The sequence below is a fragment of the Caballeronia sp. EK genome, from assembly GCF_014384845.1.
Lineage (GTDB): Bacteria > Pseudomonadota > Gammaproteobacteria > Burkholderiales > Burkholderiaceae > Caballeronia > Caballeronia jiangsuensis.
This window is the reverse complement of record NZ_JACSUE010000006.1, coordinates 144,444-165,552: the sequence shown is the minus strand read 5'-3', so window position 1 is coordinate 165,552 and position 21,109 is coordinate 144,444. Positions and strand designations below refer to the sequence as shown.

Here is a 21,109-nt window from a genome sequence, read left to right as displayed (position 1 = left end):
CGGCGACTGTGCCATTGTGCAGAAAAGCGCGCGCCGAAGTATCACATTTAATTTAACTTTCGGTGAGGACTCGGGGATGCGCGCGCGACTACGATGCAGGCATTCCACTCGAAAACGAGGCACGCATCATGCAAACCCGCCGCCGCTTTCTCCTGACGGGCACCGCGGCCGCCGCCGCCGCGTTCGCGCTGGGCGGACGCCTGCGCGCGCTCGCGGCCGGTTCCGGGCCGCAAGCGCCGTCGCAGGAACGCTTCGAAATCGTCCATAGCGAGGACGAATGGCGCCGCCTGCTGAATCCGGTGCAATTCGACGTGCTGCGGCGCGAAGGCACCGAGCGGCCGTACACCAGCCCGCTCAACGACGAGCATCGCGCGGGCACGTTCGGTTGCGCGGGCTGCAAGCTGGCGCTGTTCTCGTCGCGCACCAAGTTCGACAGTCACACCGGCTGGCCGAGCTTCTGGGCGCCGCTCGATCATGCGGTCGCGACGCGCATCGACGGCTCGTTCGGCGTCGAACGCACGGAAGTGCATTGCCGGCGCTGCGGCGGCCATCTGGGCCACGTTTTCGACGACGGACCGAAGCCCACGGGCCTGCGCTACTGCATGAACGGCGTCGCGATGACTTTCACGCCGGGCGCGGCCTGAACCGCGTTCACACCACGATCAACCCCGACCCGACATCATCATGTTGCTTATCGTCCTTGCCTATCTCGGCGGCGCGCTGACGATTCTCAGTCCGTGCATCCTGCCCGTGCTTCCTTTCGTGTTCTCGCGCGCGGACCAGCCGTTCGTGAAGAGCGGCCTGCCTCTGCTCGCGGGCATGGGCCTGACGTTCGCCGTGGTCGCGACGCTCGCGGCCGTGGGCGGCGGCTGGGTCACGCAAGCCAATCAATACGGCCGCTGGGCCGCGATCGTGCTGCTCGCGGTGTTCGGCCTCACGCTGCTCTTGCCGAGCGTCGCCGAGCGCGTGATGCATCCGCTCGTCAGTGCGGGCAATCGCCTTACCGCCTTCGCGCAGCGCGGCGACGGCAGGCCGAGCTTTGGCGGATCGTTCGTGCTCGGCATCGCGACGGGCCTGCTGTGGGCGCCGTGCGCGGGCCCGATCCTGGGCCTCGTGCTGACCGGTGCCGCGCTCAACGGCGCGAGCGCCGGCACCACGCTGCTGCTGCTCGCCTACGCGGCCGGCGCGGCGACGTCGCTTGCGGTCGCGTTGCTGATCGGCGGGCGCGTGTTCGCCGCGATGAAGCGCTCGCTGGGCGCGGGCGAATGGGTGCGGCGCGGCATTGGCGCGGCGATGCTGCTCGGCGTCGTCGCGATCGCGCTCGGACTCGATACCGGCGTGCTCGCTCGCGTATCGACGGTGGCGACCTCCGGTATCGAACAGCAACTCGTCGACAAGCTCTCGAATAAAAACAATGGCGCGATGATGATGTCCGCGAAGCCCGCGAACAATGGCGCGATGATGCGCGCGAGCACCGAGCCGCCGAAGTCGGCCAACCCCGCGCCGCTGCCCGTCGAAGGCACGCTTCCGTCGCTCGACGGCGCGGTGCAATGGCTCAACTCGCCGCCGCTCACGAAGGAAGCGTTGCGTGGCAAGGTGGTGCTCGTCGATGTATGGACGTACTCGTGCATCAACTGTCTGCGCACGCTGCCGTATGTGAAGACCTGGGCGCAGAAGTACCGCGATCAGGGACTCGTCGTGATCGGCGTGCACGCGCCGGAGTTCGCATTCGAGCGTAACGTCGACAATGTGAAGCAGGCGATTCACGATCTCGGCATCGACTATCCTGTCGCCATCGACAATAACTTTGCGATCTGGCGCGCGCTGAACAATCAGTACTGGCCGGCGCACTATTTCATCGATGCGCAGGGCAATATCCGCTATCACCACTTCGGCGAAGGCGACTATGCGCACTCCGAGCATGTGATCCAGCAACTGCTCGCCGAAGCGGGCCACGGCGCTGCGCCTTCCATGTCGATGACGTCGAAGAGCGGCGACGATGCCATCGGCGAAGGCGCGATGATGCAGGCCGACAACACGGACATGCGTTCGCCGGAGACGTATATCGGCTACGAACGCGCGGAGCAGTTCATGTCGCCGGGCGGCGAAACGCGCGATCGCCTTCAGGACTACGCCGCGCCGAAAGCGCTCGATGTGAACGACTGGGGACTCGCGGGCCCGTGGAAAGTCGGCGCGGAACATGCGACGCTCGAAGGCACGAAGGGCCGCATCGTCTATCGCTTTCATGCGCGCGACCTGCATCTCGTGCTCGGACCGTCGAAGGACGGCAAGCCGGTGCGCTTTCGCGTGAGCATCGATGGCGCGGCACCGGGCGCTTCACACGGCAGCGACGTGCAGGCCGACGGCAGCGGCACTGTGACCGAACAGCGGCTTTATCAACTCGTGCGTCAGACGGGCACCGTCGCGGATCGCACGTTCACGATCGAATTTCTCGACCCCGGGGTCGAAGCGTACGCGTTCACGTTCGGTTGAACGAGACTCATCGAGGAGCAAAGATGTTCAAGACCACCAGCAAGACGTTCAAGGCCGCGAGCGTGGCCGTGCTGTTCGCGGGCGCGTTCGCATTGCAGCGCGTCGCGCATTCGAGCGAGGCCGCCGTGAAGATTCCGCCGCCCGCGCACGACGAAACCGCGGGCGCGGTGCATACGGAAACCGCCGTGTTCGCGGGCGGTTGCTTCTGGGGCGTGCAAGGCGTGTTTCAGCACGTGCGCGGCGTGAAGGAAGTGATGTCGGGTTATGCGGGCGGCGCGGCCGATACCGCGCAATACGATCGCGTCAGCGAAGGCGATACGGGTCACGCGGAGTCGGTGCGCATCACCTACGATCCGGCGCAGGTCTCTTATGGCAAGCTCTTGCAGATCTTCTTCTCCGTCGCGCACAACCCGACGGAGCTGAACTATCAAGGCCCGGATCACGGCACGCAATATCGTTCGGCGGTATTCCCGACGAACACGGCGCAGCGCGAAATCGCCGATGCGTATATCGCGCAACTCGACAAGGCCCACGTGTACAGCGGCAAGATCGTCACGAAGGTCGAAGACTACAAGGGCTTTTATCCGGCCGAAGGCTATCACCAGAACTACCTGACGGAGCATCCGGAAAGCCCATATATCGCGATCAACGATCTGCCGAAAGTCGCGAATCTGAAGCAGATGTATCCGGGCGCGTATCGTCAGGATGCGGTGCTCGTGGCGGTCGCTTCCAGATAAGCGTCGAGATGCCCGACAACCTCGGGCATGTTGCGTCGGCCGAAACCGAGCCGCACATGCGCGTCGCCGTGATCGATGAGCGTCGAAGGCAGTAGCAGCACGCCGGTGCGTTCGAGCAGTTCGGCACAGAACTGTTCGGCGTGCCCGCGTTTCAGACGCACGAAGCCGATGGTGCCCGCGCGCGGACGATGCCATTCGAAGCGATCCGCGTGACGTGCGAAGAAATCGTCGAGCACGCGCAGATTGGCGCGCACGATCGACACATTGCGTTCGATGAGCGCATCGGTATGGCGCACCGCGATCGCCGAGAGATACTCGCTCGGCGCGCTATTGCTGATGGTGAGATAGTCCTTGAACGTGCTCATGCGTTCGAGCACCTGCGCGCTCTTCGTCGCGATCCAGCCGAGGCGAAGCCCCGCGAGCCCATGCGTCTTCGAAAGCGCGCCGAGTGAAATCGCGCGCTCGTACACGTCGCACGCAGCGGGCAGGCGATCGGCGGGATCGTGCTCCAGACCGCGATACACCTCGTCGCTGAAAAGCCACAGCCCATGCTTGCGCGCGAACGCGACGATCGCATCGAACACCTCGCGCGACGGCAGATAGCCGGTCGGATTGTGCGGCGCGCAGATCACGAGCGCGCGCGTGGCGGGCGTAACGAGCTTGTCGAGTTCATCCGGATCGAGCGTCCAGCCCGCCTCCTCGCGCGCTTTCCACGGCGACACACTCACGCCCATCGCCTCGGCCACCGAATAGTGCGACTGATAGCCCGGCATATGCACGATCATGTGATCGTCCGGCGCGAGCATCGTGTGCATGAACGAATAGATGGCTTCCTGCGCGCCTGTGTGCACGATGATGTCGTCCGCGTCGATGTGCTCGTACAACGTCGCGAGCTCGCGTCGCAGCGCGGGCGCGCCGGGATACTCGGTATAGCCGAGCCACGTATCGCGCAATCCGTCGATCGCGCCGGGTTCGTACGCGAGCAACTCACCGATCGACATCGATTCGGGATCGGAACTGCATAGCAAGTGGCGCGCGGTGAATTCATGTCGCGCGAAGTATCGTTCGAGTTTGAAGGGATTCGGTTGCATGGCGTCGCTTGATCGGGATTGAAGAAAGCCGTAGTCTGCGCTTTGAACGCGCGTTCAAACAGCTAAACTTTCTAATTTCGATTAAGGAACGCTAATGCTCGACTACGCTCTGCTCGATGCGTTGCTCGCCGTCGTGCGCACGGGATCTTTCGAGCGCGCGGCGCGCGATCTCAACGTCACGCCGTCAGCAGTGTCGCAGCGTGTGAAGCTGCTGGAAGAGCGCGTCGGCAGCCTGCTCGTCAAGCGCGGCCAGCCGTGCGAGGCGACGGCGTCGGGCGCGCTGCTGTGTCGCCACACCGAACGCGTGCAATTGCTCGAAGCGGAACTCGGCGGGCGCATGCCGGCCTTGCCGGGCGCGCCGAGCGAGCGGCGTGCGAAGCTGCGCATCGCGGTGAACGACGACAGCATGAGCACCTGGTTCATCGACGCCGCTGCGGACTTCTGCATCGAGCGTGAGCTGATGCTGGATCTCGTCGTCGACGATCAGGACCACACCGCGCAACGCATTCGCGAAGGCGACGTGCAAGGCGCAATCACCACGCAGGCCGAACCCGTACCTGGCTGGCGCTCGGTGAAACTCGGGCGCATGCGATATCGCGCCGTGTGTTCACCCGCGTATTTCGAGCGTCATTTCGCTGACGGACTGACACGTGACGCGCTGCGTCGAGCGCCATGCGTCAACTTCAACGAGAAGGATGAATTGCAGAAGCGCTTCGTCAAGCGTGTAAGCCGCGCGGATATCGAGCCGCCCGCGCATGTCGTGCCGCATGGCGAAGGCTTCGTGCGCACGTGCACGTCCGGGCTTGCGTGGGGTATGTGTCCGCAAAGGCTCGTCGCGGCGCAACTGGACAGTGGCGCGCTCGTGGAAGTGTCGCCCGGCGCGCGCCTGGATGTTGACCTTTACTGGCAAAGCTGGCGTCTGTCGGTCGGCTGGCTCGACGACTTCAGCGCGATGCTCAAGCACCGCGCCAAAACCTTGCTCGATTGAGTGTCAGGCGTCGCGCGTTTCGAATGAATCGACGCGATCACGATAAAACGCCAGATGATCCTTTATCGATGCAACCGCGTCGTATGGCGTCTCATAGGACCACACTGCATTGGCGGCTTTTTGTCCACCCGACGGGATGCTGTAATAGCTGCATTCGCCTTTGTAAGGGCAATAAGTCGTGTGCGAGGTGCGTTCGAGTTTCGTCATGTCCACGTCTTCGCGCGGCACATAGAGCACCTCGGGATACGACGCCTCGCGCAAGGATAACGCCCTGGAAGTATCGACGATGACATGCCCGCCCGCCTTCACGATCACGTGCAACGGACTGGGTTCGACCGTGATCGGATGATCGGGGCCGGGAATCTTGACGGCTTTACCCATGAGTGTCTTCCTGCGCATGAACGCGATAGGGCGAATGGAAGAACCGATGGTAGCGCCGTTGCGCAGAACGCGCAGAACCCGGCCGCGTCATCATCAACGGCCAAAATAAACCGGCTTCGTGCCGTCGTCATTCAAAGGCGGCATCATGTTGCGCGTGCCTGAGGCCGATCGGCCCGCCGCTGTCCCGCCGTATGCACCGTTCTGGCGCGATACGCGACTTTCAGCGGCCTGGATATCCGATGGATACGAAGTCTGATCCGAGCGCGACGGATCATAGCCGGCGGCTTCGACCTGCCGCAGATCCTGCTTCACCTGATCGCGCGTAAGCGACGACGAATCGGTTTGCGCGAAAGAGAGCGCCGGCGCCACCACTACAGCGGCGACGGCCACAGCCTTGACGAACGATTTCATGGTGAACCTCCGGTGTGTTGGGCTACGCACGGTGTTTTCTGTGCGTGCTGCATAACTCAGCATCGGCCGTGCCCGACCTCGCCCCCACACCTTCGAATCGCGCGCTACGAGGCCTTGCTTTCGATCGCCTTGACGAGCGCATGCAGCAGGCGGTTCGCGGGCGTCGGGATGCCGAGCGCTTCGCCTCGCCGCACGATCAGCCCGTTCAGATGATCGATCTCGCTCGTCTTGCCGCGCGCCACGTCCTGCGCCGTCGACGAGTACTGGTTCTGCATCGTTTCGGCGATGCGGCGCACGGCGGCATCGACGTCGCCGGGAATGATCACGTTGTCGGCCTTCGCGACCGCGAGACATTCGTCGACGACATCGCGCATCGAGCGCGTGATGCCCTCGCCCTGCACGAGCTTTCCGTACGGCAACTGCGTGATCGCGGACAGCGCGTTATACGCGCAATTCAGCACGAGCTTGGCCCACAGCGCACCGCGCACGTTGTCGGAAATCTCGGTCGGCACGCCCGCCTCGACGAAGGCGCGCGCGACCTCCTCGCTTTTCGTCGACGGCTCGATTACGAGCTCGCCGCGCCCGTTGTGTTTGACGTGCCCCGGCCCCGCCATCCCGGTCGCGACATACACGACCGCGGCCGCCGCTTCCTGCGGCAGCAACTCGCGCAGGCGTTCGGCATTCTCCACGCCGTTCTGCAGCGAGAGCAGCAACGCATCGTGTTCGAGATGCGGCGCGAGCGCCTTTGCAGCGCTCTCGGTATCGGTGGACTTCACGCAGAAGAGCACGAGTTGCGCGCCCTTCACCGCGCTCGCGTCGGTGCTCGCGGCCACGCGCACGCGCTCGTCGAAATGCTGCGTGTCGAGGCGCAGGCCGTCGCGTTCGATCGCTTCGACATGCTGCTGCCGCGCGATCAACACGACCTCGTGACCCGCGCGCGCGAGCATGCCGCCGTAGTAACAACCGACCGCGCCCGCACCCATGACGGCGACTTTCATGTTTCGTTTCCTCGTTGTTTCGTTGCGTTGCTATGGCTCGCAAAAATAACACATGGCTGCCGCATCGGCCGTTGTGTTCGATGCTTCGCATAACCGACGACGCGCAAACGCTTGCGCATTTCTCGCGAATCTCGCCGTGTTGCGCGCCCGCGCGATTTTGTGGGCGGACGCACGATAGTCAGTCGAATTAGCGGTGCACCATATTGTTAAAACAGGTCACGCAGAGATACGCTTCTTTCAGCGGATCGACGATGCTGTCCAAACAATGCCGACCGCTGCGGGGTATGCGGCTCATACCGCATCGATAGCTGAATCCGGGGACCAAATACACGGCGTGCCGGGGGGGAAGCGCTGCGCGCGAAAGTTCGCCCGCGCGGTGCACCGGCACGCCGTGAACTTAGACAAGCGCTGGCTCTGCCACTCGGCGACGAGTAGCGAGAAGCCACAGGCGTGGGCGTTATCACGAGAACAAAAACATGAATCATGGCTATGAAGCATCGCTCGTCAAACGCGTGGTGAACCAGCTCGTAGCGGGCATCGTGAGCGGCGAATACCAGGACAACGTGCTGCCGCCACAAGTCATTCTCTCGAAGCAGCACGGCGTGAGCCGGACCATCATGCGCGAGGCGCTGAGCATTCTCATCTCGCGCCGCATGCTCGACGTGCGACCCAAGACGGGCACACGCATCAAGCCCGCGCGGGAATGGCTCATCATGGATCCCGAGGTCGCCGAGTGGCGCATGCGCGCGCTGCATGACCCGGACTGCATACGCAGGCTGATCGAGTTCCGCGCGCTCGTCGATCCGCCCGCCGCCGCGCTCGCCGCGACGCGCGCGAACCGGCACCAGCGCATCGCCATCAATGCGGCCTATCAGCGGCTTTTGCACGCGAGCCCGTCCGAACCCCTTCAGTCCGCCGCGGAAGAGGCGCTACAGGCCGCTATCGTCGATGCAAGCGGCGACGAAGTGCTGCGCCAGATGGGCAGCGTCGTGCGCGTCGGCATCCGGACGATGAAGGCAGCCTTGCGCGCGCAGCCGCATGCGCTGCCACGCGTGCCCGACTCGCAGCTCGGCGATTACGGCCGGCTCGTGCGGGCCATCGAAACCGCCGATGGAGACGGCGCGCGCACGGCCATGTCGCAGGTGCTGGCGCGCACGGCTGCGCTCTGGATCGAAGAAATCGCCTGAACGCAGGGTTTCCGCCATACCGGTGCCGCGGCCGCAGGGCCGCCTGCATCGCCTCCACCGCCGTTCCGGGCGCATATCTTGCGCGCCTCCAGCCGCAGTTTCGCCTCGCATGCGCCGTCCGCGTGACTACAATGAGTGATGCCGCGGCATGCGACGAATCATGGCCTCTCCGTCCTGCGGAGCGCCTGGCGTTGGAAAAACGGAGGCAAGAATGGCAGAGCTCGAAAAGGAAAAGGTCGTCGACGTCCTGAACAGGATCCTCGAATCCGAACTGGCGGGCGTCGTGCGCTACACGCACTATTCGTTTCTCGTGTTCGGCTTCGGACGCATTCCCATCGTGTCGTGGCTGCGCGCGCAGGCCGATGAATCGCTCGTGCATGCGCATCAGGCCGGCGAATGGATCACGACGCTCGGCGCCTATCCATCGCTCGCAATCGGCCCGCTGCTCGACAATCACACCTTCGACATCGCGACGATCCTGCGTGAATCGCTGCAGGCGGAAAACGTCGCGCTCGGTCTTTATCGCGACTTGCTGACGCTCGTCGAGGGCCGCTCCGTCGCGCTCGAAGAATACGCGCGGCAGATGATCGAAACCGAGGAGATGCACGCGGGGGAAGTGGACAAGATGCTGCGCAAGCCGGGCGAAGTCGAAACGTCGCCCGAGCGCCGCACGGGGCACAACTGAGCTGAAATAAAAACGCCGGCCCGCGTGTGCGGCCGGCGTTCGATTTCAGTTGCGCGTGCGTTACTTCGGCTGCGCCACCGTGCGCAGATACGGCTTGAGCGTCTTGAAGCCGTCCGGATACTTCTTCTTCGCGTCGTCATCCGATACGGACGTGGGGATGATGACGTCCTCGCCCGGTTTCCAGTTCACCGGCGTCGCGACCGTGTGCTTCGCGTTCAGTTGCAGCGCGTCGAGCAGGCGCAGCACTTCGTCGAAGTTGCGGCCCGCGCTCATTGGATACGTGAACGTAGCCTTCACCTTCTTGTCCGGACCGACGATGAACACGGCGCGGATCGTCGCGTTGTCGGCTGCCGTGCGCGGATTCGCGCCGCTCGCGTTCGGGTGAATCATGTCGTAGAGCTTCGCGACGTTCAGATCCGCGTCGCCGATCATCGGATAGTTGACCGCGGTGCCCTGCGTCTCCTCGATATCCTTGGCCCATTGCGAGTGATTCGTCACCGGATCGATCGAGAGTCCGATCACCTTCGTGCCGCGCTTGTCGAACTCGGGCTTGAGCTTGGCCATGTAGCCGAGCTCGGTCGTGCAGACGGGCGTGAAGTCCTTCGGATGCGAGAACAGGATCGCCCATTTGTCGCCGATCCACTCGTGAAAGCGAATCGTGCCTTCGGTCGTCTCCGCCGTGAAATCGGGGGCTTCATCACCAATGCGTATAGCCATATCAAATTCTCCACGTGAGGAAAGTCCGGTGAACGTTCCGCAAGCAACAGGAACGGATTCCGGGTTGAAAATCGCAACTGTGCAACTGATTATAGTGCGCCGCGCATCCGTGCTTTATGCCGTCCGCGTATGTCCTTGACCGTTGTGGGGTCTTGCGCCGCGCGAGCGCAGCCACAACCGGCGCCGGGCGCGGCACGTTTCCTGCTGCAAGCCGCTCGCCGTGCACGAACGTACTCGTAAAACGTGTCGTTGCACGCGCATCGCTTAGCAGCGCTCGAATTCCCCGGCAAAATCTGCTATCACGAAACGGCAATACGTCAGAACGAACGTGCAGGTGTGAAGCAAGCGGCGTGTGCATCATCCCGCACTTGAACGGGCGACAGACTTCGCCGCGCCACCGGGCGCGGCCTCGCTGCCGCCGCACAGGAGGCGATCGTGACCGTCATGCAAAGAAAGTCCGTTGCTACGCTGCAAAGCGAAGCGGAAGAAACCGAGGAAGTGCTTCAGGAACACGGCGGCCACACGCTGAAACGTTCGCTCACCGCACTCGATGTCGTGTTGCTCGGCATAGGCTGCATCATCGGCGCGGGGATTTTCGTGCTGACGGGCCACGCGGCCGCGACCAACGCCGGGCCCGCGATCATCCTGTCGTTCGTATTGGGCGCGATCGTCTGCGCGCTCGCGGGACTGTGTTATGCCGAAATGGCGTCCACTGTGCCGGTTTCCGGCAGCGCCTACACGTATGCCTATGCGACGATGGGCGAGCTGATCGCATGGCTCATCGGCTGGGATCTGATCCTGGAATACGCGGTCGGCGCGACGACAGTCGCCATCGGCTGGTCCGGCTATGTCGTGAGCTTTCTGCATTCGCTCGGCATCGACATACCGGAGCAGCTCGCGAAAGCGCCCTTCGCCTACGATCCCGGTCACGGCTGGAGCCACGTCGGCGCGATCCTCAACGTGCCTGCGATGGTGATCGTCGGGCTCATCACGATGCTGCTCGTGATTGGCATACGCGAGTCGGCGCGCGTGAACAGCTTCATCGTCATCATCAAGGTGCTGATCGTGATCGCGTTCATCGCCGCGGGCATCGCGTTCGTGGACAGGAGCCACTGGGTCACCGCGCAAAACCCGACAGGCGCGTTCATTCCGCCGAACACAGGAGAATCGGGCGTGTTCGGCATGAGCGGCGTGCTGCGCGGCGCGGCGGTCGTGTTCTTTGCCTATATCGGCTTCGATTCGGTGTCATGCGTCGCGCAGGAGACGCGCAACCCGAAACGCGACATGCCGATCGGCCTGCTCGGCTCGCTCACGATTTGCACGATCCTCTATGTGCTCGTGTCGTATGTGCTGACGGGCATCGTGTCATACGACAAGCTCAACGTGGCCGATCCGATCGCAGTCGGCGTCGATGCGATCGGCATGCGCTGGCTCTCACCCATCGTCAAGCTGGGCGCGATCTTCGGCCTCACGTCGGTGATTCTCGTGCTGCTGCTGTCGCAGCCGCGCATCTTCTATTCGATGGCGCGAGACGGCCTCCTGCCGCCGTTTGCATCGAAGATTCACCCGCGCTTTCAGACGCCCTACATCACGACGATCATCACCGGCATCATCGTGATGATCCTGGCGGGGCTTTTGCCGATAGGGCTCGTTGGCGAGCTGGTGAGCATCGGCACGCTGTTCGCGTTTATGGTCGTGTGTATCGGCGTGCTGGTGCTGCGCATCACGCAGCCGAATCTGGAGCGCGCGTTCAAGACACCCGCGGTGTATGTCGTCGCTCCGCTCGGCGCGCTGTCCTCGCTCTTCCTGATGTCCGGACTGCCCGCCGATACATGGATACGGCTCATCGTATGGATGGCGATCGGCGTCGTGATCTACTTCGGCTATGGCATACGCCACAGCAGGCTGCGCAATCAGCGGGAGACTGCGCCGAAGCACACCGCGCGTGGATAACATGCAATGCAATGGGCCGCTCGACGCGGCCCATTGTCATTCGGACGCGCGTTTCGATTCGTGTTCGCGCGCTTCTTCAGGGCTTTCGTAGATATACGGCGCGACGCCGCGGCGCTTCAATGCATCGCCGAGTTTGAGGCGCAGGAAGCTGCTCGTCGTATAGCGCGTCACGCGGTCGTAGAGGCCATCGACGAGCTTCGTCACCATCTCCGAATAGGCGTCGAGCATGTCGGGCCGAATGGAAAAGTTATCGTAATTCACGATCGCGTGCGGCTTCGTCCTCATGGCCGCCAATTGCTTTTCGACTTCGACGCGTATCGCTTCGACATCGCTCAGGCTCTTTACTTCATGGCCTTCGAAGTTGATGAAGAAGAGATTCTTTTCCGGGTCGTAGCTGAAGCGTTCCGACAGATCGAGCCTGAGCAGCACATTGCGAAGACCCATCGGCGCGTCGCGGAAAATGCGTTCGTCCATCAGACGCGGCGGCGTATCCATGATCGGCCTGAAGCCCATTTGCCCGACGATATCCCGTTCGATATCGATACCGGGCGCGACTTCCGTGAGCGCGAGGCCCTTGTCCGTGAGTTCGAACACGCAGCGCTCGGTGATATAGAGCACGGTCTGCCCGCGCTCGGCCGCATAACGGCCGCTGAACGTACGATGCTCGACCGCATCGACGAACTTGCGGCAATCGCCTTCGCGGCGAATCCTGAGCTTGCCGTCGCCGATAGCGACATCCAGCTTGCCCGCGTTGAACGTGCCCACGAACACCACTTTCTTCGCCGCCTGGCTGATGTTGATGAAGCCGCCCGCGCCGGCCAGCTTCGGCCCGAACTTGCTCACGTTGAGATTGCCGTCGGCGTCCGCCTGCGCGAGACCGAGGAACGCGATATCGAGGCCGCCGCCATCGTAGAAATCGAACTGATAGGGCTGATCGATGATCGCCTGCGTATTCGTGGCCGCGCCGAAGTTGAGGCCGCCCGCCGGAATGCCGCCGATCACGCCGGGCTCGGTCGTCATCGTGAAGAGGTCGATCACCTGCTCCTCGTTCGCGACGCTCGCGATGCCTTCCGGCATGCCGATGCCGAGATTGACGACGCTGTTGGCCATCAGCTCGAATGCGGCGCGCCGCGCGATGATCTTGCGTTCCGTGAGCGCCATCGGCGGCACGGAACTCGCGGCCACGCGCAGCTCGCTCGAAAATGCCGCGCTGTATTGCTCGCCGAAGGTCTGCCAGTGATTGTCGGACTTCGCGACCACGACGCAATCGACCATCACGCCGGGAATTTTCACGTGACGCGAATTGAGCGTGTTCGACTCCGCGAGCCGCTCGACCTGCGCGATCACGATGCCGCCCGAATTGCGCGCGGCCATCGCGATGGACAGCGCTTCGAGCGTCAGCGCTTCCTTTTCCATCGTGATGTTGCCGTTCAGATCGGCGGTCGTGCCGCGCACGATCGCGACATCGATCGGAAAGGTCTTGTAGTACAGATAGTCCGTGCCGTCGATGGGCATGAGCCGCACGAGATCGTCGGTCGTGCGCGCGTTGAGCTTGCCGCCGCCGTTGCGCGGATCGACGAAGGTGCCGAGGCCGACCGTCGAGAGCTGCCCGGGCCGATGCGCGGCGATATCGCGAAAGAGTTGCGAGATCACGCCTTGCGGCAGGTTGTACGCTTCGACGCGGTTCTCGATCGCCATCTTCTGCAGGCCCGGCACGAGTCCCCAGTGGCCGCCTATCACGCGTTTGATCAGGCCTTCATGCGCCAGGTGATTGAGGCCTTTCGTGCGGCCGTCGCCCTGACCCGCGGCATAGACCAGCGTGAGATCCCCGATCGGATCGCTGCCTTCGACAAAGCGTTCCTCGAGCGCGATCGCCACTTCCTCCGCGAAGCCGATGCCGACGAAACCGCTTGTCGCGAGCGTATCGCCCGAGCGGATCAGGCGCACCGCCTCGCGCGCAGAGACGATCTTGCCGCGCTCGACGAGGCGCGCGGTAGAGGGGAACGGATGGCGGGTCGGCGGGCTGCTGGCGGTCATGGCGTCTCCTGTGTGCCGCATGTCTTGTCTTGAGTCTCGCGCAATCCGCGGCCGCCCGCTTGCGCCGGATGCACGCAAATCAGCCGATTTGCGCCGTCATATTTCGACCCGCGCGCCGAGCTCGATCACGCGATCGGCCGGTAATCGCAAATAGGCCGCTACGTTGCCCACATTGTGCAGCATGATCGCGAAGAGGCGTTCGCGCCATAAGGCCATGCCGGTGCCCGGCGTCGGCACCACGGTTGCACGCGAAAGGAAATACGAAATCGTCGCGCGATCGAACTTGAGCCCCGAAGAGCGGCACTTTTCGAGCGCGGCAGGCAGGTCAACTTCGTCCTTGAAACCGTAGTTCACGGTCACCTGAAAACAGCCGTTGCCGAGCGTCTCGATACAGACGCGGCGCGCCTCCTCGACCCACGGCACCGGCTCGGTGGTGACCGTCAGAAACACCGTGTGTTCGTGCAGCACGCGGTTATGCATGAGGTTGTTCAGCAACGAATGCGGCACGCCGCTGGGATCGTTCGACATGAATATCGCCGTGCCCTCCACGCGTGCGGGCGCGCGTGCGATGAGGCTCTTGAGGAAGGGCTTGAGCGGCGTCGCGCCGGCGCGCACGCGAGCCTCCTGGATCATCATTTGCGCGCCGCGTCCCCACGTCGCCATGACGGTGAACATCACGAGACCGATAGCGACCGGAAACCAGCCGCCCTCCGCGATCTTCAGGCAATTCGCCGAGAAGAACATCGCGTCGATGACGAAGAAGAAGGCCGTCGCGACGACGCATAGCGCCCAGTTGTAGTGCCACGCGTAGCGGATCACGAAGAACGTCAGCACCGTCGTGATGAGCATCGTACCGGTGACGGCGATGCCGTATGCGGAACCGAGCGCAGTCGACGAGCCGAAGCCCAGCACGGCCGCGACCACCGCGAGCAGGAGCGTCCAGTTGATGCCCGGCACATAGATCTGCCCGATCTCCTTCGCCGACGTGTACACGACGCTCATGCGCGGCAGGAAGCCGAGCTGCATCGCCTGCTTGGTCATCGAATAGGTGCCGGAGATGACGGCCTGCGATGCGATGACCGTCGCGATGGTCGAGAGCACGACCATCGGATAGAGCATCCACGATGGAAAGAGCCGGTAGAACGGATTCTGCAAGGCGCCCGGGTCCGTGATCAGCAGCGCGCCCTGTCCGAGATAATTGAGCGCGAGCGCGGGAAAGACCACGGCGAACCACGTGAGGCGGATCGGCCGCGAGCCGAAGTGGCCCATGTCGGCATAAAGCGCTTCGGCTCCCGTGAGCGAAAGCACGACCGCACCGAGGGCGACGAACGCGAGCCAGCGATGATGCAGGCAGAATGCGAGCCCTTCGAGCGGATTGAGCGCCACGAGAATATGCGGTGCATCCTTGATGTTCACGACACCCGACACCGCCAGTATCGCGAACCACAGCACCATTACCGGCCCGAACACCGCGCCGATGCCCGATGTGCCGTGCTTCTGCATCACGAAGAGTGCGATCAACGCGACGAGCGTCACGGGCACGACATAGGGCTGCAGCCCCGGCGCGGCCACTTCGAGCCCTTCCACCGCGCTCAGCACGGAAATGGCCGGCGTGATGACGCCATCGCCGTAAAAGAGCGCGGCGCCCATCACGCCGATGAGCAAGAGCACATGCTTCAGCCGCTTCTTCGATTCGACCGATGACGCCGCGAGCGCGAGCAGCGCCATGATGCCGCCTTCGCCGTGATTGTTGGCGCGCAGGATCAGCGTCACGTATTTGAGCGACACGATGATCGTGAGCGACCAGAAGATGAGCGACACGATGCCGATCACGTTCGCGGGCTGCAATGGCAGACCGCCCGCGGGATCGAAGACGGTCTTGAGCGTATAGAGCGGACTCGTGCCGATGTCGCCGTAGACGACGCCGAGCGCCGCGAGCGAGAGCCCCATCAATGCCGGGTGGCCGTGCGGCTCGGGCGCGTGCTTGTCGTCGGCCGGAACGCCGGGTGCAGTCGATCCCATGATTCCTCCCTTCCTTTTTCCGGGCCGCCGCGTGGGACGGCCTATTTGTCAGAGGATGAGCGTCTGCGTTGCTGTGTCGATCGAAGCTATGTCGATCAAAGTATAGGAACGAAGCGCGGTTATGTCCGCGCAAGCTTCCTTACGCATATTTGATCTGCGCAACCGCGCGCAAGTCATCGGCGGTGGCGGTGCCGTAGCCGAAGAACTCCAGATACGCCGGAATCATTTCGAAAAGCATGTCCGTGCCGACCTGCACGGCGCAGCCCTTGTCCTTGGCTGCGCGCAAGAGCGGCGTGTACTCCGATTTCATCACGACTTCGCCGACGAACGTGCCCGGCGCGATGCGGTCGATATCGAACGGCAAGGGGTCTGTTTCCTTCATGCCGAGCGGTGTCGCGTTCACGATCACGTCGAAGCCGGCGGGATCTTTCGTGTCCGTTCTTACGACGAGCTTGGGATAGTGCTCGCGCAAGCGCGACGCGAGCCCTTCGACCGAAGCCGTGTTGGTATCGAAGATCGCGAGTTCCGCGACGCCTGCCGCCGCGAGCGATGCCGCGATCGGCGACCCGACGCCGCCGCTGCCGAGCACGAGCACGCTCGTGCCCGCGAGCTTGCGGCCCTTGCGTTCGACGCCGCGCACGAAACCCGCGCCATCGAACTGATCGCCGACGAGCGTGCCGTCCGGGCGTTTGAGGATTGCGTTGCAGGCTCCGGCGATGCGCGCGGTCGGGCTGACTTCATCCATCAGTCCGACGGTCGTGATCTTGTGCGGCATGGTGACGAGCGCGCCGCGAATGTTGGTCAGCTTGAACAGATGCGGCAGGAACGCGACGTAATCCTCGGGTTTGACGCCCATCGGCACGACGACGGCGTCGATGTTCTGTTTGTCGAACCAGGGGTTGTAGATCATCGGCGCCTTGAACGCTTCGGTCGGGTAGCCGAGGTGGGCAATCAGAGTGGTCTTGCCGCTGATCATGGCAGCTCCTTGTGAGGATGTCGCGTGCGCATGTTTGCGCGCGCCCGTCACCATGATAGTTCGGCTTCGCTTGCCGCAGTGCGGCATTTGTTCGAAGTGTCAGTGACTCGCGCCGAGATACGCGGCCTTCACCGATGGATCGTTGCGCAACTGCTCGGCCGGCCCATGTGTCGCGACGCGGCCGTTCTCCAGCACATAGCCGTAATCCGCGACGTTGAGCGCGGCGGCGGCGAACTGCTCGACGAGCAGCATCGTGACGCCATCGGCTTTCAGGCGCTCGATGATGCGAAATACTTCGTCGACGAGAATGGGCGCGAGGCCCATCGATGGTTCGTCGAGCAGCACGAGGTCCGGATTGAGCATGATCGCGCGCGCCATCGCGAGCATTTGCTGTTCGCCGCCCGATAGCGTGCCTGCGAGCTGATTGCGGCGCTCTTTCAATCGCGGAAACAGGTCGATCGCGCGTTCGAGATCGGCGTTGACGTCGCCTTTCGGACGCGACCACGTCAGGCGCGGGAATGCGCCGAGGAGCAGATTGTCGGTGACGGACATGGTCGCGAAGACGCGACGCCCCTCGGGGGAATGCGCGAGCCCGAGACGCGCGATCTTGTGCGACTCGAGCGAGTCGATGCGCTTTGTGTTGCTGCCGACGCCCATCGTGATTTCGCCTTCCGTCGGTTTGATCATGCCGGAGATCGCGCGCATGGTTGTGGTCTTGCCTGCGCCGTTGGAGCCTATCAGGGTGACTACCTTCGCCTTGGGCACGTCTAGCGAAATGCCGTGGAGGACTTTGACTTTGCCGTAGCCGGCGTGGAGGTTTTTTATCGTCAGCATTTCTGGTTTTCGCTTTAGGCTTTTTTTGGTGGAATCCTGATTTCGTGTCGGTCTATTGGCTCTGCCCCTATGCGGGGCGGCAGTCACTTTCTTTGCTGCTGCAAAGAAAGTAACCAAAGAAACAGCTATCCCCAGCCTAAGCACTTCACACCGGCCGCGGCACAGGCGATTGGCTGAATGGCCCGGCTGTAGCGAGTGCCCTCACAAGCAGATAAGAGCTTGGATCGCGCACGGTCTGACTCATCGCACCACACAACACACTGGTTCAGCACCAAATAGCTCCGGCCCGCTACGCGGCCGACCGGTCAATCGGGTTTGCGTGTGCTTCTTTGCTGATGTCTCCAACTCAATGCACCGCACATGTATTCCGTCGGTTTCCCTTGTAGACCCAGCGGCAGCGCGTAGCGCTGTGCCGGAGCTATTTGGTGCTGAACCAGCGCCTTAAAACAACTAGCTCGTCAGACCGTGCGCGATCCAAGCCCGAGTGGGCCTTTGGGGGCGACACTTAGGCGAGTGCCATCGGCGGCTGGCAAGCATGGCCAAACTGCGTGTGACCTCGGGCCTGAACGAGCTGCTTTCTTTGGTTACTTTCTTTGCAGCAGCAAAGAAAGTGACCCCCGCCCCGGGGAGGGGCAGTGCTAATAGACCGACACGAAACCGGGATCCGGCAAAGCAAAAAAAAACCCCAAATCAAGCAACCTGAGCCGCCTGCCCACCCAAATAAGCCTCGATAACTTTCTCATTAGCCTGAATCTCCGAAGGCTTCCCTTCAGCGATCTTCTGCCCGAAATCCAGCACCGAAACGGTATCGCAAACACTCATGACGACATCCATATGATGCTCGATCAAAACGAGCGTAATCCCATGATTGCGCACCTTGCGAATGATCGCGACGAGTTCGCGAATATCCGGCGCGGTCAACCCCGCCGCTGGTTCATCGAGCAAAAGCAGTTGCGGATCGAGCGCCAGAGCACGAGCAATTTCAAGCAGACGCTGCTTGCCGTAAGGTAAATTGCGCGCTTCCTCCGCAGCGACATTCTCCAGCCCGACAAAGCGCAGCATGTTGAACGCACGCTCACGCGCCGCACGTTCCTCACGTCGATATCGCGGACTCATCACGCCGACATCCGCGAAGTTCGACTCGAACGTATGATGCAAGCCGACGAGCACATTCTCCAGCGCCGTCATCTCGCCAAAGAGCTGCACGTTCTGAAACGTCCGCGCAATGCCCGAGAGCGCGATCTTCGATGACGTCCGCCCCGCGAGCGACTGCCCTTCGTATTCGATCGCACCCGCCGTCGGCACATAGATGCCCGTCAGCACGTTCATCATCGTGCTCTTGCCCGAGCCGTTCGGACCAATGAGGCCGTGGATCGTGCCGCGCTTCACCGTCAGGTTCACGTCGTTCAACGCCTTCAGGCCGCTGAACTGCATCAGCACGCCGCGCACGTCGAGGATCGTATCCGCGCCCTGCGTGCCGACCGCCGCCACCGCATCGTCCTGGCGCGTCTGGGTCGCGAGTTCATCGGTATCGACCTTCGTCACACGCACGCGGCCAAGGTTCAGCGTCTTGCGCACGAAGCCGACGATGCCGTCCTGCAGGTAATACACGACGAGCAGGATCATCAGACCGAAGATGGTGAGGCGCCAGTCGGTCAGCGCTTCGATCCAGAACGAGAACACCGCGAGGCCCGCCGTGCCGATGACCGGCACCGCCACGCGCTGCAGCGTCGTGGTCTTGCGCACGAGCGCGAGCACCGCGCCCGCGACGACGACGACCGCCAGCGCCGTCGCGACGACGCGAAAGTTTGCGATATCGTCGAGCAGCTTCGGCAACATCACGATGACCGTCGAGCCGATGATCGCGCCCGTGCGCGTCTTGCGTCCGCCCATGATGATCGCGAGCAGGAACAGGATAGTGAGTTCGAAGTTATACGTGTTCGGCGAAATGTACTGCTCGGAATACGAATAGAGACAGCCCGCAAGTCCCGCGAAGCCCGCGCTGATCACGAACGCATAGACCTTGTAGCGATACACCGACACGCCCATGCAATCCGATGCGATCGGGCTATCGCGCAACGCCTCGAACGCGCGCCCGAGATGCGACTTCAGCACGCGATGCACGACGATCAACGACACGACGAGCAATGCCGCGACGAGCCAGTAGTACTGCACTTCGTCGAGCCGGTGACCCGCGAACATCGGCTTCGGGATCTTGAGGCCCATCGGTCCGTTCGTCAGGAAATCCATCTCGTTGATGAGGATCTGGATGATCGTGCCGAACGCGAGCGTCACCATCGCGAGATACGGGCCGGACACGCGCAGCGCGGGCAACGCGAGGATCGCGCCGAAGCCGGCCGTCACCAGAATCGAAAGCGGCGCCGTCACATAGAACGGCATGCCGAGCTTCATGAACAGCACGCCCGCCGTGTACGCGCCCACGCCGAACAGACCCGCATGACCGAGCGACACCTGGCCGGTATAACCCACCACGATATCGAGCCCGAACAAAAGGATCGCGTAAATCATGATGGTTTCGACGAGGTGGATGTAGTACGGATTGCCCGATACCACCGGAAAAATCGCGAGCACGGCAAGCCCGACGATCGCCGCAATCCAGTTCTTTGCTTTCATCGTCGCCGCCTCAGACTTTCTTGATCGCCATCTTGCCGAAGAGACCTGCGGGCTTGACCGCGAGCACGATCAAGAGCAGCACGAGTCCCGGCACGTCTTTGTAGCCGGTGGAAATATAGAATCCGGTCGTCGTTTCCGCGATGCCGAGAATCATGCCGCCGACGATGATGCCCATGCCGCTCGACAAGCCGCCGATGATCGCGACGGCGAAGGCCTTGAGGCCGAGCACCGCGCCCATCGTCGCGCCCGTCAATGTGAGCGGCGCGATCAAAACCCCTGCAAATGCAGCGGTCAGCGATGAAAGCGCATACGAGAACGTGATGACGAGCCCGGTGTTGATGCCCATGAGCGACGCAGCATCGCGATCGTTCGCGGTCGCGACCACGGCCTTGCCGAAGATCGTCTTGCGGTTGAAGAACTCGACCGCGAGCATCATCACGAGCGCGCCGCCGACGACGAGCAGTTCCATCGGCAGCACGTTTGCGCCGAACACCTTGAGCGGCGCTTCGGGCAGCGGCGACGGAAAGCGCAGATCGTCGCGGCCCCATACGTTTTCCGCGACGTTCTTGAAGATGATGCCGAGCGCGATCGTCGACATGATCCAGCCGAATTCGGACTTGATCTTGATGGCGGGCCGCACGCCGATGCGCTCGACGAATGCGCCTTGCATCAGGCCGAAGAGGCATACGAGCGGAATCATCAGCCAGTAGTTGACGCCTGCGGAGACGAGCGTCAGGCCGACGAGCGCGCCGAGCATCAGGGCATCGCCCTGGCCGAAGTTCAATGTGCCCGATGTGGCGAAGGTGAGCTGATAGCCGAATGCGATCACGGCGTAGATCATGCCGAGGGCTATGCCGCTGTAGATGAGTTGCAGGAGGATCATCGCGGGTTTTTGGGCGGTTGGGGTTGGTGCGCTTATGCTTTCGTGGAATCCTGATTTCTTGTCGGTCTATTGGCTCTGCCCC

General features: G+C 62.8%; 18 protein-coding genes. 7 read left to right on the top strand and 11 right to left on the bottom strand.

Annotation, left to right across the window (positions count from 1 at the left end):
• Positions 1-128 precede the first annotated feature (128 nt).
• From msrB to msrA, 3 genes are read left to right on the top strand one after another with little or no spacing between them, the layout of a single operon-like run.
• Positions 129-644: a peptide-methionine (R)-S-oxide reductase MsrB gene (gene msrB / locus IAG25_RS19225; RefSeq protein ID WP_187606265.1), complete on the top strand. Its 516-nt coding sequence runs from the start codon at positions 129-131 to the stop codon at positions 642-644.
• A gap of 40 nt (positions 645-684) precedes the next feature.
• Positions 685-2,493 (top strand): cytochrome c biogenesis protein DipZ, encoded by a 1,809-nt coding sequence (locus IAG25_RS19220; RefSeq protein ID WP_187606264.1) that lies wholly within the window; start codon positions 685-687, stop codon positions 2,491-2,493.
• 23 nt (positions 2,494-2,516) lie between these two features.
• Positions 2,517-3,230 carry a peptide-methionine (S)-S-oxide reductase MsrA gene (gene msrA / locus IAG25_RS19215; protein ID WP_187606263.1) on the top strand — a complete coding sequence of 238 codons (714 nt, stop codon included), beginning with the start codon at positions 2,517-2,519 and terminating at the stop codon, positions 3,228-3,230.
• Here msrA and IAG25_RS19210 read toward each other — a convergent pair.
• Positions 3,194-4,321, bottom strand: a complete 1,128-nt coding sequence (locus tag IAG25_RS19210; protein ID WP_187606262.1) for an aminotransferase class I/II-fold pyridoxal phosphate-dependent enzyme — start codon at positions 4,319-4,321, stop codon at positions 3,194-3,196. The two genes, msrA and IAG25_RS19210, sit on opposite strands and share 37 nt — an antisense overlap.
• Before the next feature lie 94 nt (positions 4,322-4,415).
• Here IAG25_RS19210 and IAG25_RS19205 point away from each other — a divergent pair, with 94 nt between their 5' ends.
• Positions 4,416-5,309, top strand: a complete 894-nt coding sequence (locus tag IAG25_RS19205; protein ID WP_187606261.1) for a LysR family transcriptional regulator ArgP — start codon at positions 4,416-4,418, stop codon at positions 5,307-5,309.
• 3 nt (positions 5,310-5,312) lie between these two features.
• Here IAG25_RS19205 and IAG25_RS19200 read toward each other — a convergent pair whose 3' ends face one another.
• The 3 genes from IAG25_RS19200 to IAG25_RS19190 form a co-directional block, all read right to left on the bottom strand.
• Complete coding sequence (locus tag IAG25_RS19200; protein WP_187606260.1) at positions 5,313-5,690, bottom strand: DUF427 domain-containing protein; 378 nt, start codon at positions 5,688-5,690, stop codon at positions 5,313-5,315.
• A 93-nt stretch (positions 5,691-5,783) separates the two neighbouring features.
• Positions 5,784-6,101, bottom strand: coding sequence for a DUF4148 domain-containing protein (locus tag IAG25_RS19195; protein ID WP_187606259.1), 318 nt, complete (start codon positions 6,099-6,101; stop codon positions 5,784-5,786).
• 104 nt (positions 6,102-6,205) lie between these two features.
• Positions 6,206-7,099 carry a ketopantoate reductase family protein gene (locus IAG25_RS19190; protein ID WP_187606258.1) on the bottom strand — a complete coding sequence of 298 codons (894 nt, stop codon included), beginning with the start codon at positions 7,097-7,099 and terminating at the stop codon, positions 6,206-6,208.
• Positions 7,100-7,575: 476 nt separating this feature from the next.
• Here IAG25_RS19190 and IAG25_RS19185 point away from each other — a divergent pair, with 476 nt between their 5' ends.
• Complete coding sequence (locus tag IAG25_RS19185; RefSeq protein WP_035501832.1) at positions 7,576-8,286, top strand: FadR/GntR family transcriptional regulator; 711 nt, start codon at positions 7,576-7,578, stop codon at positions 8,284-8,286.
• 211 nt (positions 8,287-8,497) lie between these two features.
• The gene (locus IAG25_RS19180) at positions 8,498-8,971 is read left to right on the top strand and encodes a ferritin-like domain-containing protein (protein WP_187606257.1); all 474 of its coding nucleotides are present in this window, start codon (positions 8,498-8,500) and stop codon (positions 8,969-8,971) included.
• 60 nt (positions 8,972-9,031) lie between these two features.
• On the opposite strand, the gene IAG25_RS19175 is transcribed toward IAG25_RS19180, so the two are convergent.
• On the bottom strand, positions 9,032-9,688 hold the full coding sequence (locus IAG25_RS19175) for a peroxiredoxin (RefSeq protein ID WP_035501829.1): 657 nt from the start codon (positions 9,686-9,688) through the stop codon (positions 9,032-9,034).
• A gap of 444 nt (positions 9,689-10,132) precedes the next feature.
• Here IAG25_RS19175 and IAG25_RS19170 point away from each other — a divergent pair, with 444 nt between their 5' ends.
• The gene (locus tag IAG25_RS19170; RefSeq protein WP_187606626.1) at positions 10,133-11,641 is read left to right on the top strand and encodes an amino acid permease; all 1,509 of its coding nucleotides are present in this window, start codon (positions 10,133-10,135) and stop codon (positions 11,639-11,641) included.
• 36 nt (positions 11,642-11,677) lie between these two features.
• Here the strand turns inward: IAG25_RS19170 and IAG25_RS19165 are convergent, their stop codons facing one another.
• The 6 genes from IAG25_RS19165 to IAG25_RS19140 form a co-directional block, all read right to left on the bottom strand.
• On the bottom strand, positions 11,678-13,678 hold the full coding sequence (locus IAG25_RS19165; RefSeq protein WP_187606256.1) for an acyl CoA:acetate/3-ketoacid CoA transferase: 2,001 nt from the start codon (positions 13,676-13,678) through the stop codon (positions 11,678-11,680).
• A 96-nt stretch (positions 13,679-13,774) separates the two neighbouring features.
• Positions 13,775-15,700 (bottom strand): potassium transporter Kup, encoded by a 1,926-nt coding sequence (locus IAG25_RS19160; protein WP_187606255.1) that lies wholly within the window; start codon positions 15,698-15,700, stop codon positions 13,775-13,777.
• A 139-nt stretch (positions 15,701-15,839) separates the two neighbouring features.
• Complete coding sequence (locus IAG25_RS19155) at positions 15,840-16,676, bottom strand: shikimate dehydrogenase family protein (RefSeq protein WP_187606254.1); 837 nt, start codon at positions 16,674-16,676, stop codon at positions 15,840-15,842.
• Between the two features lie 99 nt (positions 16,677-16,775).
• Positions 16,776-17,510 (bottom strand): ABC transporter ATP-binding protein, encoded by a 735-nt coding sequence (locus tag IAG25_RS19150; RefSeq protein WP_187606253.1) that lies wholly within the window; start codon positions 17,508-17,510, stop codon positions 16,776-16,778.
• Positions 17,511-18,200: 690 nt separating this feature from the next.
• On the bottom strand, positions 18,201-20,144 hold the full coding sequence (locus IAG25_RS19145) for a branched-chain amino acid ABC transporter ATP-binding protein/permease (protein ID WP_187606252.1): 1,944 nt from the start codon (positions 20,142-20,144) through the stop codon (positions 18,201-18,203).
• A gap of 10 nt (positions 20,145-20,154) precedes the next feature.
• Positions 20,155-21,027: a branched-chain amino acid ABC transporter permease gene (locus IAG25_RS19140; protein ID WP_035501820.1), complete on the bottom strand. Its 873-nt coding sequence runs from the start codon at positions 21,025-21,027 to the stop codon at positions 20,155-20,157.
• Between the last annotated feature and the right edge of the window lie 82 nt (positions 21,028-21,109).